Genomic DNA, 15984 nt, shown 5'->3' with positions numbered 1-15984 from the left:
CGATATGCGAATATAGTTGGCAAAGAAATGCCAGGAGAACATTAGGAGGAGAAATTTGGATGTATTGAGGGAGCTGAAGAAAAAAGAGATCAGCAATCGAAATTCCTATGATCAGAAAAATGCATCACATTCAAGGTGCCGGGGCCGGTGAGGGGTTATGAAAACCTGGCCTTCAAAATATAAGCGAAGAAGATCAATAGAATTACCAAAGCTCAATCCAATATATCCACAGCTCAACAAATATTCTCCCGCGGCGGTATATTTTACAGCCAGCGTTTCATAACCCCTCACCGGCCTACCCATCTAACGGCCTAAAGCTATTATTGGCTGATTACTTTGAGCTCGGTTCTCCTGTTCTTTGCACGGCCTTCTTCGGTATCATTGCCGGCAACAGGTTGCGTTGCGCCATAGCCTTTGAAGGTGAGGCGCTGCTGATCGATGCCTTTTGATACAAGGTATTTCACTACGGCCTGCGCACGGTTGTTGGAAAGTACCAGGTTGTCTTCCGCTTTGCCTACATTGTCTGTATGACCGCTAAGCTGGATGCGGACTGTTGGATTGTCGTGGAGTAATGCTGCAAGTTTGTCGAGCTCAGAAGTGGATTCGGGTTTGAGATCGAATTTATTTACATCGAAGAATACATTGCGAAGCACGATGGTGGCATCAGCTTCGATCGGTTGAAGCGGGATATCGATATTGAAAACAGAATCGGATTGCTGGCTCAGAGAGAAATTTTCAGAGTAGAAGAGATAGCCCTTGCGGTTTACGTTGAAAGCATAATCTTTTCCTACAGGAAGCGTTACCAGGTAATGACCGGTTTCATCTGTCTGCACTTTGCTGAGCAGTGCTTGTGTGCTGAGATCTGTTAATTCAACTGCGGAAGGAAGGCCTTTGCCGGTTTTCTTGTCGAACACTTTGCCTTTGACCCAGAGTGTGCGTGCAGGACGGATATCGCTGCGCAGTTCGAAAGTGTAAAGATCGAGACCACCACGACTATCGCTGCGATCACTGGCATACCAGGCGGTTTTGCCATCGGCAGACACTACCAGGCTGCCTTCATTCTCGATGGTGTTGATGGGATAACCGAGATTTACGGGTTTGCTCCATTGACCATCGGCCTGCTTGCGGGAAATGAAAAGATCATCGCCTCCATAACCCAGATGCCCATTCGAAGTGAAGTAGAATGTATGGTTGTCTGCATGGATGAATGGACAACTTTCTTCTCCTGCTGTATTGATGACGGGGCCGAGGTTCTCGGGCTCGCCCCATCTTCCGTTGGGGAGGAGTCGGCTCACCCAGATATCACTGCCACCAAATCCGCCGGGACGGTTACTGGCGAAATACAATTCTTTTTTATCGGGCGAAAGCGAGGGAGCGGATTCCCATGCTTCCGTGTTGATGCGATTACCGAGGCTTTGAGGTTCACTCCAGCCATTGGGTGTGAGATAGGAAATGTACAGATCGCAACTGCCGGCGCCACCGGGAAAATTACAACCGGTGAAGATCAGCCATTGACCATCCTGTGAAATATTCTGAGCGCCCTCATTGCTCTGGGTATTGATATTGCCGCTGAGTGGTTGTGCGGCATGCCAGCCGGAACCGTTCCTGCTGGCGCCATAGAAGTCTTCATTGATGCCGTTCACACGGCGGGTGAAGATCAGTTCCTTTCCGTCGATAGTGATAGTGGGATAATATTCCGAATTGGATGAGTTGATACTGTCGCCAAGGTTCGTGGGCTCGAAACGGTAAGCGCCCAATGGCTTTTGTTTTGCGTAGTTGATGGCGAACTGGTAGCTTTTCTTTCTGTATTCACCCACCATCCTGCTTTTATCGCTGAGGTTGTTGATGCCGAGAAAATCGTTGATGGCGGCAACAGCTTTCTCAAAATCACCTTTGCCTGCGAGATTGATGGAGTAGGGAAGATTGTAGTCCCTGAAATAAATACTGTCGATAGATTTTGCTTTTTCGTAGGCATCGATGGCCTGCTGGTATTGTTTCATTTCGCCATGGAGGCCGCCGATACTGAGCCAGGCGTCGAGGAACTTTGGCTCTCTGGCAATGGCATTTTGCAGGATCTTGAGAGCCTCATTGAAATTTCCGTCCTGGGCTGTGGTGATGGCCTGCTCGTAGAGCGCTACCACTTTCTTATTGATCTTTTCCGGATCATACTGAGCCTGACTGATCTGGATAGTGAATACAAAGGCGATTGATATGGTACAGAGTTGCTTGAAACCCATGACGGTGTTTTTAATGTCAGTTCCTGATGGAAAGATAATGCCAAAAATTAAAAACGTATGTGTATGCGGTTTATTCTACAGAAAGGATAATTCCTTTGGGATCAGGGTACATGAATGTATTTGTGCAGTTGCAGTGAGAACTCCCATTGGGGATGGTCCTTGATATAGTCGATAATGAGCGGGGTCACCTGCTGGCTTTTGCTCCATTCCGGTTGCAGGTAGAGCTTGCAATTCGGGCCAACCTGTGCTGCATATTTTTCAGCCCACTCGAAATCGCTTTTATTATATACCACTACTTTCAATTCATTGGCCAGGGGGAGTATCTCCGGAAGAGGGGTTTTGAATTTTTTGGGCGAAAGGCAGATCCAGTCCCATTCTCCGCTGAGCGGATGGGCGCCGGAGGTTTCGATATGTGTTTGGAAGCCGGCATCGTGCAGGGCATCCGTGAGGGGGCCGAGATCATGCATCAGCGGTTCGCCGCCGGTAATGATGGCAATGCGGCCGGGGAACTGAGCTGCACCTTCCACTATGGTTTCCAGGCTCAGTAAAGGATGTTTGGAAGCGTCCCAACTTTCTTTCACATCACACCATACGCAGCCTACATCACAACCGCCAAGGCGGATGAAGTAAGCGGCTCTTCCCTGGTGATAGCCCTCACCCTGCAGGGTGTAGAAATATTCCATCACAGGAAGCTGGGTGGTAACAATGGTAGACATGATGCAAAGTTAGGGTAATGATGAACAATGCTAGTTCCTTTCCATGCAGGCGCGGTAGGTATTGGCCATCAGCGCTGCGATGGTCATGGGGCCTACACCGCCGGGAACGGGCGTGATATAGCTGCACTTTGGCGATACGTTCTGAAAGTCTACATCACCTTTGATGGAGTAACCTCTTTTTTTGGTAGTGTCAGCTACGCGGGTGATGCCAACGTCAATTACTACGGCGCCTTCTTTCACCATATCAGCAGTAACGAATTCAGGTCTGCCCAATGCAGCTACGATAATGTCGGCCTGCAGGCAGATCTCTTTCAGGTTCTTTGTTTGCGAATGGCAAACGGTTACGGTACAGTTACCGGGATTGGTATTGGCGCTGAGCAGGATACTCATGGGACGGCCAACGATATTGCTGCGTCCGATCACCACGGCATGTTTGCCTTTGGTATCGATCTTATAATGTTCCAGCATCAGCATGATGCCGTGCGGCGTTGCGGAAACGAATGTGGGAAGTCCCTGAACCAATTTTCCTGCACTCATGGGATGGAAACCGTCCACGTCTTTGGAAGGGTCGATGGTTTCAATCACTTTGGCTTCAGAAATATGTTTTGGGAGCGGCAGTTGTACCAGGATACCATCAACATCCGGATCATTGTTCAGGTCTTCGATGGCCTGCAACAGTTTGAATTCACTGATGTCTTCCGGGAGGCGGAGCAGGGTGGATTTATATCCGATCTCTTCGCAGGTCTTCACTTTGGAACCAACATAAGTTTCACTGGCGCCATTACTTCCAACCAGTACTGCTGCGAGGTGGGGCACTTTTTTTCCTGCTGCGGTCAACTGGCCTACTTTCATTTTGAGTTCGTCCTTTGTGGCCTGGGATACAACTTGTCCGTCTAAGATTTGCATGGCGCAAAGGTAATTGAAGAAATTTAAATGGAACGAATAGTAAAACTTTCCTCGTTTTTTGTTTCCATGGAAAATCTACTATTTGAAAACACTCCTCTGGGGCCTGTTATGTACGCTGAGCGTGCGTTCTGTAGCCCAAATCATCCGTCCTGCAGCACTGCAACCGATGCATGCCGCTGCTTATAATCAACAGTTTGCTGATATATTTTCATCTAAAATTAACCCCGCTGCACTCGCCGGCATCACACAGTTCCATAGCGGCGCATGGGTTGAAAAGAAATTCCTGCTGGAAGAACTCAGACAATATTCAATTGTTACAGGGGCACCCGCCGCTGGTGGAGGGTGGGCTTTCTCGATGGATTATTCCGGTTTGCCTGTATACCATCAATGGCAGGGCTGCCTTGCTTTTGGAAAAAAATTAGGGAAGATTTCAATGGGCGCACAAATGAATTACACTGCACAAAGTACTGATGGCTATGGCAATAAAGGATGGCTCAGCGCCGGTATCGGCGCAATCTGGCAACTGAGCTCTGCGCTTTCTGCCGGCTGGCAATTGTATCATCTTTCCGGAAAATTGTTGGGCGCCGGGCAGGGTGAAAGAGTTGCTTACGGTTACTCGGCAGGGTTAGGGTTTTTGCTGGCGCCTTCAATACTGATGGAAGGCAGTTTCCTCAAATATGAAACTCAGCCTGCATCTTTTCAGGCTGCTATTCATTATAAAGCGGATCATCACCTGATGGCCAGCTGTTTCCTGGAGCTGACGGATACAAGGCCATCTGTCCGGGTAAAATGGCAGGCCGGTATCTTTCAAGTAGGCGTCACCGGTAGTTATCACGCCTTGCTGGGATTTTCACCCGGCTTATTACTGATTGTTTCAGGTACCCAAAAAGGAGGGTTATGAAAAAGATGATCCACCTCCTTTTATTGATGGTCCTCGGCTTCCGGGGATGGAGCCAGGAAGAAGAAGAACAATTGGAGATCCAGGAGATGCAACTGGAGCAGCAACTGGTCCGCGAAGAAACGATCCCGGAAGATGACGGACAATGGCAGGAAGCCGCGGCATACCGCAGGCGGCCCCTTCAACTGAACAGAGCCGGTGAAGAAGAATTGCAAAGCCTTCAGTTGTTGCAGCCCTGGCAGATCAGGAGCCTGCTGCTTTACCGGAAAACATTCGGTAAACTACTAAGCGTTTATGAATTGCAGGCTGTTCCGGGATGGGACCATGAAACCATCCTTAGGGTCTTGCCATTTCTCAGTATTGCAGCGGATGAAGCTGCTGATCTTCCCTTTTTTCATAGGTTCCGGGGAGGGGAGAAGAACCTGCTGGTAAGAAGCGGGAAATTGTTCAGTACAGAAAGTCCATCTTCGTTCATCCGGTATCGTTATAAAATGGAAAGGCAGCTTCAATGGGTTTTACAGCAGAGAAGGATGCAGGCGAAGCATTCTTTCAGGGCGTACAACGGAATGGCTTCGATTTCTATTCCATTCATCTCTATGCCAGAAGGGCCGGCCCTTTCAAAGTGTTGGCACTGGGCGATTTTCAGGTGAATATGGGGCAGGGGCTGATCCAGTGGCAGGGGATGAGCTATGCTTTTGGAGCAGTGCTTTCGCTCAAAAAGCAAACAGATGTTTTGCAGCCTTACAGTTCCGCGGGTGAATTCAATTTTCATCGTGGTGCAGGGTTTACCATTGAGCATCGGGCTTTGCAATTCACTTCATTTGTATCGCACAGAAAATTATCGGCGCATCTGAAGCAGGACAGTGCCGGAACTTATTTCAACAACTTTGTCAGCAGCGGTTATCATCGTACACCATCAGAACAAAAAGCAAGGCAATCCGTGCCAATACTCGTTGCCGGGGCCAGCCTGCGCTGGCGGAAAACAGCCTGGCAACTGGGATTGAATGCAGTTCAGTATCATTTCGGATTTCCGATGCGGAAACCTGCACCGCTATACAAACTGTTTGCCATCGAAGGCAATCGATGGTCCAATGCCAGTGTTGATTATAGCGTCACGATCCGTAATATTCATTTTTTCGGGGAAGCTGCGATCGACAGAAGGAATGCGCTGGCTTTTACCAATGGCCTGCTGTGCAGTCTGCATCCGGCTTTGCAACTGGGACTGAGCTACCGTTATTTCAGTAAAGAATTCCAGAGCATGTTCAGCACTGCTGTTTCACAAAGCGCTGCAGTATCCAATGAGGAAGGGATCGGCCTGCGTTTTGAATGGCAGCCTGCACGCCGGTGGAAAGTACAGGCCACAATGGATATTTTCCGTTTTCCCTGGTTGAAATACAGGATCGATGCACCGGCTAACGGATACGAACACCTGTTTTTGGTGCTCCACCAGCCTTCCAAAAAGATCAGCCTGCAATGCAGGTACCAGTTATCCTCCAAGCCTGTGAATCAATCAGATAGCCTGGCTTTGAAGTTCCCTGCCTGGCAGCAGCGCAGGCAGTGGCGATTGCAATGGCGCTGGGAGATGAGTTCCCGTTGTGTAATCGCGCAGCGAACAGAATACCTGGTGGCTGGCAGCAAAGATGCATTGGAGGAAACTGGTTTCAGTTGCTGGCTGGAAGGCAGTTACAAACCGGGCAGGAAATGGATGTTCAATGCAAGGCTCCATTTCTATGAAACCGGTGGCTACCAGAGCAGGATCTATAGTTATGAACGTGATCTGCTGTATAGTTATTCCATGCCTGCATTCGCGGGTAATGCAATTCGTTCATATGCGCTTATACGTTATAAATTAGAAAGACGGCATTCGCAGGGGATGAAGAAAAAACTATCAGCGGAATGCTGGATCAAATATGCGTTCGCTTTGCGCCCTTCAGGAGTAAGAATGCCGGAAGAACCCGAAGAAAACGGAGTTTCAAACGAGTTCCGGATTCAATGGCTGTTCCAACTTCATTAATGGCGGAATAAGTGGATGCAGGTAACCGCAGTGTGTAACGAATTATCAATCATTCGGTTATTCGTAAACGCCGGGAGCCTTTACTGTGGCGGACCGCAGCCGGCTTTTCTTTTTAAAAACATTTTGGATTTATGGCAGCATTTTCATTTTTCTGATTGTCTACCAAATTATCCGCTCCCTGTTTTAACATTTTTTTGGGAAGTTTTAAAACTTCCTATATTTACACAGTTCAAATCTAAACTCACTAGTCACATGAGAAAAATTCTGTCACTGCTCGCAGTGCTGGTACTATTATATGTATCGGCAACTGCCCAAAGCCGGTATATAACCGGTCAGGTCCGGGATAATCAGGGAGAACCCGTACCTTTTACTTCAGTCACTCTCAAATCTTCAGGAAAGGGCGTCACCTCAGACGTCAACGGAAATTTCAGAATCTTAGCGGCTACCGGGGATGTTTTGGTTTTCACGGCGGTGGGAACCGAATCTACCGAAGTAACTGTCGGCTCCAGCGACATTCTTTCTGTTACACTCACCAAAACAGGCAATCTCCAGGAAGTAGTGGTAACGGCATTGGGTGTACGCCGTCAGGCCAAAGAGCTGGGATACTCAACTGCGCGTGTGCGTAACAGTGAGATCACCCAGGCAAAGACCGTTAATCTGCAGAACGGTCTTACCGGTAAGGTTTCCGGCTTAAGCATCACCACGGTGAACAGCGGTGTGTTTGAAGAAACCAAGATCAATCTCCGCGGTCTCCGTTCCCTTACGGGTAACAACCAGCCCTTGCTGGTGGTGGACAATATCCCCATTTCGCTCAGCTTCATCTCAGTACTGAACCCGAACGATGTGGAGGATGTGAACGTGCTCAAAGGCGCATCCGCCGCTGCCTTGTATGGTCCTGATGGTGTGAACGGTGTGATCCTGGTAACTACCAAAAGAGGTTCCTCCAAACCTTATCTCCAGGTAGGCCAGTCTGTTCAGCTTGCCAGGGTAAGCTTCCTGCCCAAAATGCAATCCCGCTTCGGTGGTGGTACTTCCGAAGATGCGTTGGGACGTCCGTTGTACGACCCCATCGAGAACCAGCAATTCGGTCCGGAATTCAATGGCGAAATGGTGGATCTCGGTCCTGAACTGGAAGACGGCGACGTACAAAGAGTACGCTACAGCCCGCTCAAAAACGAAAAGAAAAAATTCTGGAACAATGGTCTTACGCTACAGACCGATGTGGCCTTCTCTGCAAAAGACTTCTACATGTCCGCTCAGCTTGCAGATCTGAAAGGTCTGATGCCGAAAGACCAGAACAAGAGGAACTCTCTGCGTATCAACACCAGCAGGGAATACGGAAAGCTCAAGGCAACCCTCAACCTCAACTATGTTCAGAGCAATTACAATGTGGTGAATAATGCAGCCTATGCAGGCCGCTTCGCCAGCAGTTACAATGGTAGCGTATATTTCACCGTTCTCAATACGCCGATGCATGTGCCCCTCACATCTTACAAGGATATCAAGAACAACAAGTATGCACAATACTCCAATTATTACAATGAGTATTTTGTGAATCCATACTGGGCTATTGAAGCACATCGCTCCAAAGGAAGGACCGATAACCTGCTCGGCGCCCTGGAGCTCAACTACAATTTCTTTGAATGGCTGCAGGCCACTTACCGTGTGGGTACATCTTTTTCTTATGGCACTTTCAAGAACGAGAACCAGCCCATCGAAACAACACAGTTTGCACAGGATCATCGTGGTCAGCAATTTGATGCTGCGCCAGGCAGTATGGCTGATGGAAGTGATTTCGCCAGCCGTATCACACATGAGTTCTTCCTCAATGGCAGAAAAGAATTACCAGCTGATTTCACTTTGAATTATATCGTTGGTGGACGGTATCGCGAGAACCGCACCAAGAATATGACCACCACGGGTAATAACCTGGTGGTTCCTTATCTCTATAACCTGAGCAACAGATCAGGTGAGGCGGTAGGTTTTGAGAGCAATACAAAGAACAGGCTGGTTTCCCTATTTGGTCAGGCAAGTCTGAACTATAAGGGATGGGCCAATCTGGAATTCTCCGCAGCCAATGATTGGGACAGCCGCCTCAACATCGATAACAATTCCTACTTCTATCCTGCAGTCAGTGCCTCACTCTTACTCACCGATGCGATACCTGCTCTCGGAGAAAGCAAGATCCTTTCTTACGCCAAACTCCGCGGATCATGGTCCAAATCAGCGAACGTGAACCTCCTTACATATGCGCTGGAACCCACATTCAGCCAGTCAGGGGGATTCCCATTCGGTAACCTTGGCGGATTCGGTGCAGATAATTTCGTTACCAATCCGCTGATCCAGCCCGAAAAAGTAAATTCAAAAGAAATAGGTATCGAGCTCGGATTCATGAAGAACAGGTTCAATGTGGATGTAACTTATTACACGCAGAAAAATACAGACCAGATCCTGGATGTACAGCAATCTGCAGCTGCCGGACCTACTTTATACAGGACCAATACTGCCGACTTCAAAAACTATGGAGTTGAGATCGATCTTAATCTTACACCGCTAGTGAAGATCGGATCCGGAAGACTCAATTTCGGATTCAATGCTACGTATAACGACAATAAAATTATATCTCTCTTTCCCGGTATCAATGAGCTTTCTATCGGAGGCACCAACTTTTTCACGCAGATCGCTGCCAGCTCTCCAGATGCCTTCAACTATGCTATTGTGGGCAAACCTGCATTCGTGTTCAAACTCAGCGACTATGTGCGTGATGAACAGGGCCGTGTAATTGTAGACAGGATCACCGGGGACCCAAGCCTGGAAGACAGTCTGGTAGTTCGTGGAAGATCGATGCCGCTGTGGACACTCGGTTTCAATCCGAGTTTCTCCTGGAAAGGACTTACCATCTCCATGACCTGGGATTATAAAGGAGGTCACTACGCTTATCATGGTATCGGTTCCGACATGGACTTCACCGGTATCTCCCAACGCAGTGCACAATTCGGCCGTCAACGTTTCGTATTCCCTAATTCAGTGTATGACGATGGTACCGGCAAGATGGTAGAAAATCAAACCGTAACTACATCCAGCGGTAACCGCAGCTTCTGGGCTGTGGGTGCCACCAACACTTCAATTGGCACCAACTATTTCTCCAGCGCTGCCTATTGGAAACTGCGCGAAATAGCCATCTCTTACTCACTTCCTTTCAAGTTTGTGGGAGAAGGACAGGTGATCAAAAAAGCTGTAGTTGGTTTTACCGGACGTAACCTGTTTGCATTCATACCATCATCCAACCAGTGGACTGACCCTGAGTTCAACTATACTGCTGCGGGTAACACTTTCGGTTTGAACAACGTGTTCTCTACGCCACCTGCCAGAACTTTTGGAGGATACATTACGCTGACCTTCTAAATTATAATTACAATGAAACATTCTATTTATAAAATAATACTGCCTGTTGCTTTGCTCTCAGCGGGTTTGGCGGGATGTAAGAAACAACTGGACATCAACAAGAATCCCAATGCGGTGACCGAATCCAATATCACTGCAGACCTGATCATCCCAAATGCTTTGAGCGGTACAGGAGCACAAACTGCACTGGCTTATGGCTGGCTCGCCAACTGGATGGGTTACTGGTCACCGTCAGGATCCTATAACCCGAATACGGAAGAGTCTACCTATAATATCACCAGCTCTTTCCAGGAAACGAAATGGGCCAACATTTATAACGTGCTTTTCGACCTGGATGTAGCAGAAAGGAAGGCCAGTGAAAAAGGCCAGACCTATATGCGCGCCATGGCGATGATCGCCAAAGCACACCTCTTCCAGAACCTGGTAGACCTGTATGGAAATGTTCCGTACTCTCAAACTTTCAAGGCACTTGAATTCCCTACGCCGGCTTATGATAAAGGTGAAGATATATATGCTTCACTTCAGGCTAAGCTGGACACTGCCATCAGTCTGATGGAAGCAGCTTCTCCTACTGCTGTTGATGAAAAAGTAGATATCGTGTTTCATGGTGAACATACATTATGGGAGAAGTTTGCCAATACCATCAAATTGCGCCTGCTGATCCGCAACAGCCTCAACAACCCCAACCCAACAGCTGAGCTGGCCAAGATCGAAGCCAAAGGCGGTGTGTTGAGTTTCGATGAAAGCGCTTCTGTGAATCCGGGATATTTAAATGATAACAATAAGCAAAGCCCTTTTTATGGCGCTTATGGACTTACACCTTCCGGTAACCAGGCCAACGAATATTTCCGTGCCAATGCTTATATCATTGATGTGCTGAGAAATGGCGCAGATCCAAGGCTGGGATACTTCTTCAAACCTGCACCTTCACCATTGAACCCTTCAGTGCCTTATGTGGGTAACGTATATGGAAGAGACCCGGATGTGAATTTCAATGGAGACCGTACTTCAAATATCGGAGAAGGACTGGTGAAAGGATTTGACCAGGACCAATGGATCATCACTTCTGTTGAAAGTCTTTTCCTGCGCGCTGAAGCAGTGGCAAGGGGATGGCTGGCAGGTGATGCACAGGAAGCTTATGAAGATGCTGTGTATGAATCTTTCTACTGGTTAGGTGTGGAAGATGCGGATGACGAAGCTGCCACCTTCCTTGAAACAGAAGGCGCCGACTGGGCCAATGCTGGCGCTACAGTGGATTCAAAAGTGAGATTCATCGTCAGACAAAAATATATTGCCCTGATCGGCATCAATCCGCTGGAAGCATGGAACGATTACAGGAGATTGGGCGTACCTGCCAATGTTCCGCTCTCTGTGAACGCTGCAAGAGGATCCAGGGTGATTCCATTGCGGCTGATCTATCCTTCTGCGGAATATGCCGTGAACAGCGCCAATGTTCAGGCACAGGGAAATATTACACCCATGACACCAGTGTTCTGGGATAAATAAACAACGCTAAAATCTTACTGATATGAACACACTAAATAAATTCCTTGCTTTCTCCTGTGCCGGATTATTGATAGTTGCCGGAACAGGTTGCCTGAAAGACGAGGCTTATGATGATCACATGGCCAATGTTGTGATCGATAAGAACAGTAAAGTAATTGAAGTGATGGGACCCATCATCGGGGCTTATGGACAGGTGCTCAATTTCAGCACTGGAGACACTTCTTTCAAGATGGTAACAGTGAACCTGGCATCAGAGCAGCCAGCTACTGAAGATATCCAGGTAACGCTGGTGGTGGATCCTGCGGTGATCACTGAGTATAATGAACGGAACCCAACACTGACACAGCTTTCACCGCTTCCTGCCAATAATTACAATTTCCAGACTTTGCAGATCACTATTCCAAAAGGTAGCAGGGAAGCTGAACTCAGTGGAAAGATCATTAATCCTGCTTTTCTTGAAACAGGCAAGTTTGCGTTGGGGATGAAGATCGCTTCCACTTCACCCAACTATCCAATCAGTGGCAATTACGGCAAACAGGTAATTGCATTGCGCGTGAAGAACAAATACCATGGCCTGTATCATGCTACCGGTAAATTCATTCACCCCACTGCCGGTACAAGGGATATCGATGAAGATAAGGAACTGGTGACTGTAGAGCCCAACTCAGTGCAGGCTAACCTGGGAGATTTGGGGGGCAGCGGCTACCAGATGATCCTTACCATCAATCCCGACAATACCGTTTCCATTGCCAAATTCGGAGCTACTCCCAATATCGATTACCAGGGTCCGAATACATATGATCCGGCAACAAAGACCTTTACGCTCAATTATTCCTATAATGGAGCAGGGGGGCCGAGGATCGTTCGGGAAAAGATTGCACTTAAATAATCCTTTCAACCAACAATTGAGGGCGGTCATCCACGAGATGCCGCCCTCATCATTTTAAATATCCCCAATTTTTATTCAAAACAGCCTGATAGTTATCTTCGCAGCAATACTACACTTATGCAAGAACAGCAGGAACAAAACAATCAGTTGAATATCGAGATCTCGGAAGAGATAGCTGAAGGTCAATATGCCAACCTCGTTATCATTACACATTCTCATGCAGAGTTTGTAGTGGACTTCGTGAATGTGATGCCCGGAACTCCCAAAAGCAAGGTCAAGAGCAGGGTGATCCTCACACCCCAGCATGCCAAGCGTTTTATGAAGGCCCTAACGGAGAACATCAGCCGATTTGAAAGCATCAATGGCAAGATCCAGGACCTGGAGGAAACCCAGCTTCCCATGAACTTCGGCGGCCCTACTGCTCAGGCTTAATACCTATATCATTCCTTCATTGGCAAAACTGAAATAACCCTGTTGGGTGATGATCAGGTGGTCCAGCACTTCAATGTCTAATTGATTAGCGGCATTCCTGATCCTGGCGGTCAGTTCCTCGTCTGCCTTGCTCGGTTGCATATTGCCGGAAGGATGATTATGCCCCAGTATCAGTTTGGTAGCTTCTGTTTCCAGCGCTTTTTTCAGGATCAATCGTACATCTACGGTAGTACCGGTGATGCCCCCTTCACTGATCACGGAGAACGCTTTCACTTTATTGGCATTGTTCAGGAACATTACCCCGAATATTTCATGGGAATAATAGCTGAAGCGTTTCTGTAAATAATACGCGGCATCCTTGATGCCATCCACTTCGGCTAACCGATCGGGTAAGGCTGCCTGCATGCGTCTCGCCAATTCAAGGCTGGCGGCCACTTTCGCGGCCTTGGCAGGTCCCACGCCCTTGATGGCCATGAGTTGCTGAACGGTTATTCGCTGCAATGCTGCGAGATTGTTCTCCGTCAATTTCAGGATCTCGGTTGCCAGATCGACAGAAGTTTTTTGAGAAGCCCCACTGTTCAGGATCAGGGCCAGCAATTCTGCATTGGAAAGATGATGCGGGCTTTTACTAAGTAGTTTTTCCCTGGGCCGCTCTTCCATGGCCCATTTTTGGATCCCATAAATTTTCTTCCTCTTTGCGTATTTTTTCGCTTGCATACTTCACCGCGGGTTGTTAATTTTACCCCAATTAATATAAACAGCGGAAATACTAATTGTCCCATTCCCGCGTTTATATTTCAGTAGAAAATCCAATACTTTTTCAGAAGCCCTTAAAATCTTTTATCCATGAAGCGAAAAACTACACTCTCTGCCATCGGTGGCTATCAACCGTTCTTATTTTGCGCAGGCATGTATTTCGTTGCGCTCTTCTTCTCCATCTTTATCTGTTCTGCCATTTTTCATGCTGCCAATCCTAAAAAGTCTATGGCAGAAAAGAAAACTACCGTTGAAAGATCCGGCGGGCGTCAGGTATTGCTTACCGTTACCAATCAGTAATAATCAATAACCGGTCTGAAACACGGCCGGCTCTTTTTTTCTATATTCTTTTTAGCGGCGCCCTGCTGCTGATCCGTACCCTATTCTCTTGTTCAGGGGTGAAAAATTATTATTGCCCTGAATAACCCCTAATCCCAACCTTAGCTTTATCTTCGCCGCACATTTTTAATGCGGTATGGAAACAACTGTCAAGATCTTTTCAGGCACCGGGTCGCAGTACCTCGCCGAAAAAATAGCGCAGCAATATGGCACCACGCTGGGCAAAATCACGATCTCTAAATTCAGTGATGGTGAAATTCAGCCAGTTTTCCAGGAAAGTATCCGTGGAGATATGGTTTTCCTGGTTCAATCCACTTTCGCCCCCGCCGAGAACATTCTTGAACTGCTCCTGATGATCGATGCAGCCAGAAGGGCTTCCGCCTACAAAGTAGTGGTGGTGATGCCTTATTATGGATATGCCCGTCAGGACAGGAAGGATAAGCCTCGTGTGGCGATCGGTTCTAAATTGATTGCCAATATGTTAGTGGCAGCAGGGGCGGACAGGGTGATCACGATGGACCTCCACGCTCCCCAGATTCAGGGCTATTTCGACATCCCTGTGGACCACCTGGACAGTTCCGCGATATTTATTCCCTACATACAGCAACTTCAACTGGAAAATCTTACCTTTGCGGCCCCTGACGTAGGCAGCGCCAACAGGATCCGTGAAATTGCCACCTACTTCAATGCAGATATGGTGATCTGCGATAAGCACCGTAAACGTGCCAATGAGATCGCCAGCATGGTAGTGATAGGTGATGTTACAGACAGGGATGTAGTTCTTATTGATGATATCTGCGATACAGGCGGCACCCTTGCTAAATCAGCAGGACTGCTGATGGAAAAGGGAGCAAGAAGTGTAAGGGCCTTGTGTACACACCCCGTATTGAGTGGCAATGCCTACTCCAATATCGAGAACAGTGTGCTGGATGAGCTGGTGGTTTGCGATACCATCCCCCTGAAGCAGAAGATCCAAAAGATCAAAGTGCTGAGCGTAGCCGAGCTTTTTGCAGTGGCCATCCGCAATGCATATGAGAACAGAAGTATCACAGGCCTCTTCATCCATAGTCAGATGAGGAATAAATAGCCTGACAGAACCAAGCGTTCAATTTAAACAAACATAAAAAATGAAAGCAATTACAATCGAAGGACAACTGAGGACCGAAACCGGGAAAAAAGCCACCCGCCAACTTCGCTCTCAGGGCCTGGTGCCTGGTGTAATTTATGGCGGTGCACAGGAAGTTAGTTTTTCAGCTCCCGTGCTGGCTTTTAAAACGCTGGTGTACACTCCGGAATTTCAGGTAGCAGAAATTAAAGTGGATGGAAAGACTTACAGGACTATCCTGAAAGACATTCAATTCGACAAGGTTACTGATGAGCTGAACCATATCGACTTCCTTGAACTGGTAGCTGGCCGACCTGTTGTTGCCACTATTCCTATCAAGTTCACAGGATCTTCTGCTGGTGTGAAAGCGGGTGGTAAACTGATCACAAAGATCAAATCACTCAAAGTGAAGGCTGCTCCCGAGCATCTGAGCGAGAACATCGAAGTAGACCTGACCAACCTGGAACTGAACGGTAATATCCGTGTAGAAGACGTGAAGGCCGATAATATCGAGATCCTGAACTCTCCACGTATTCCTATCGCTTCTGTGGTGATGACACGTCAACTGAAACAGGAAGAAGCAGCAGCTCCTGCCAAAGGCGCAGCCGCAGCTAAACCTGCAGCCAAGAAGTAATCCAGAAAAGAAAGAACTGAGATATTGATCCAAGCCCGGAAAACCAATGCCGGGCTTTATTTTGTTTCCGGTTGAATTTCCTGTTACTGAAAGATCCTTTTGATCCTGCTCTCGAAACCACTAGTCGTTCCCACATAACCTTTACAC

The 15984-nt window shown here is 47.8% G+C and carries 13 protein-coding genes; 9 read left to right on the top strand and 4 right to left on the bottom strand.

Annotation, left to right across the window (positions count from 1 at the left end):
- Window positions 1-320 precede the first annotated feature (320 nt).
- The 3 genes from FSB84_RS01685 to folD form a co-directional block, all read right to left on the bottom strand.
- The gene (locus FSB84_RS01685) at window positions 321-2237 is read right to left on the bottom strand and encodes an OmpA family protein (protein WP_130543297.1); all 1917 of its coding nucleotides are present in this window, start codon (window positions 2235-2237) and stop codon (window positions 321-323) included.
- A gap of 101 nt (window positions 2238-2338) precedes the next feature.
- Window positions 2339-2953: a 7-carboxy-7-deazaguanine synthase QueE gene (locus FSB84_RS01680; protein ID WP_225979957.1), complete on the bottom strand. Its 615-nt coding sequence runs from the start codon at window positions 2951-2953 to the stop codon at window positions 2339-2341.
- A gap of 30 nt (window positions 2954-2983) precedes the next feature.
- Window positions 2984-3859 (bottom strand): bifunctional methylenetetrahydrofolate dehydrogenase/methenyltetrahydrofolate cyclohydrolase FolD, encoded by an 876-nt coding sequence (folD, locus tag FSB84_RS01675; RefSeq protein ID WP_130543298.1) that lies wholly within the window; start codon window positions 3857-3859, stop codon window positions 2984-2986.
- 82 nt (window positions 3860-3941) lie between these two features.
- Between folD and FSB84_RS01670 the strand changes: the two genes are divergently transcribed.
- The 6 genes from FSB84_RS01670 to FSB84_RS01645 all read left to right on the top strand — a co-directional run bounded on the left by FSB84_RS01670 (window position 3942) and on the right by FSB84_RS01645 (window position 13003).
- Window positions 3942-4760 (top strand): hypothetical protein, encoded by an 819-nt coding sequence (locus FSB84_RS01670; protein ID WP_130543299.1) that lies wholly within the window; start codon window positions 3942-3944, stop codon window positions 4758-4760.
- 505 nt (window positions 4761-5265) lie between these two features.
- On the top strand, window positions 5266-6771 hold the full coding sequence (locus FSB84_RS31615) for a hypothetical protein (protein ID WP_394367091.1): 1506 nt from the start codon (window positions 5266-5268) through the stop codon (window positions 6769-6771).
- Between the two features lie 252 nt (window positions 6772-7023).
- Window positions 7024-10176, top strand: a complete 3153-nt coding sequence (locus FSB84_RS01660) for a SusC/RagA family TonB-linked outer membrane protein (protein WP_130543301.1) — start codon at window positions 7024-7026, stop codon at window positions 10174-10176.
- A gap of 12 nt (window positions 10177-10188) precedes the next feature.
- A complete protein-coding gene (locus FSB84_RS01655; RefSeq protein ID WP_130543302.1) occupies window positions 10189-11682 on the top strand; it encodes a SusD/RagB family nutrient-binding outer membrane lipoprotein in 1494 nt (497 codons plus the stop codon).
- A 22-nt stretch (window positions 11683-11704) separates the two neighbouring features.
- The gene (locus tag FSB84_RS01650; protein WP_130543303.1) at window positions 11705-12571 is read left to right on the top strand and encodes a BT_3987 domain-containing protein; all 867 of its coding nucleotides are present in this window, start codon (window positions 11705-11707) and stop codon (window positions 12569-12571) included.
- Between the two features lie 117 nt (window positions 12572-12688).
- Window positions 12689-13003: a DUF3467 domain-containing protein gene (locus tag FSB84_RS01645; protein ID WP_130543304.1), complete on the top strand. Its 315-nt coding sequence runs from the start codon at window positions 12689-12691 to the stop codon at window positions 13001-13003.
- A gap of 3 nt (window positions 13004-13006) precedes the next feature.
- Here the strand turns inward: FSB84_RS01645 and radC are convergent, their stop codons facing one another.
- On the bottom strand, window positions 13007-13720 hold the full coding sequence (gene radC / locus FSB84_RS01640) for a RadC family protein (RefSeq protein ID WP_130543305.1): 714 nt from the start codon (window positions 13718-13720) through the stop codon (window positions 13007-13009).
- Window positions 13721-13849: 129 nt separating this feature from the next.
- Here radC and FSB84_RS01635 point away from each other — a divergent pair, with 129 nt between their 5' ends.
- The 3 genes from FSB84_RS01635 to FSB84_RS01625 all read left to right on the top strand — a co-directional run bounded on the left by FSB84_RS01635 (window position 13850) and on the right by FSB84_RS01625 (window position 15837).
- Window positions 13850-14059, top strand: coding sequence for a hypothetical protein (locus FSB84_RS01635; protein WP_130543306.1), 210 nt, complete (start codon window positions 13850-13852; stop codon window positions 14057-14059).
- A 175-nt stretch (window positions 14060-14234) separates the two neighbouring features.
- The gene (locus FSB84_RS01630) at window positions 14235-15185 is read left to right on the top strand and encodes a ribose-phosphate pyrophosphokinase (RefSeq protein ID WP_130543307.1); all 951 of its coding nucleotides are present in this window, start codon (window positions 14235-14237) and stop codon (window positions 15183-15185) included.
- Between the two features lie 40 nt (window positions 15186-15225).
- On the top strand, window positions 15226-15837 hold the full coding sequence (locus FSB84_RS01625; RefSeq protein ID WP_130543308.1) for a 50S ribosomal protein L25: 612 nt from the start codon (window positions 15226-15228) through the stop codon (window positions 15835-15837).
- Window positions 15838-15984: the final 147 nt, after the last annotated feature.

It is taken from the genome of Pseudobacter ginsenosidimutans (assembly GCF_007970185.1).
GTDB classification, from domain to species: domain Bacteria; phylum Bacteroidota; class Bacteroidia; order Chitinophagales; family Chitinophagaceae; genus Pseudobacter; species Pseudobacter ginsenosidimutans.
Note: the sequence above shows the minus strand (reverse complement) of the source record. Positions and strands in the feature narration are given on the sequence as shown.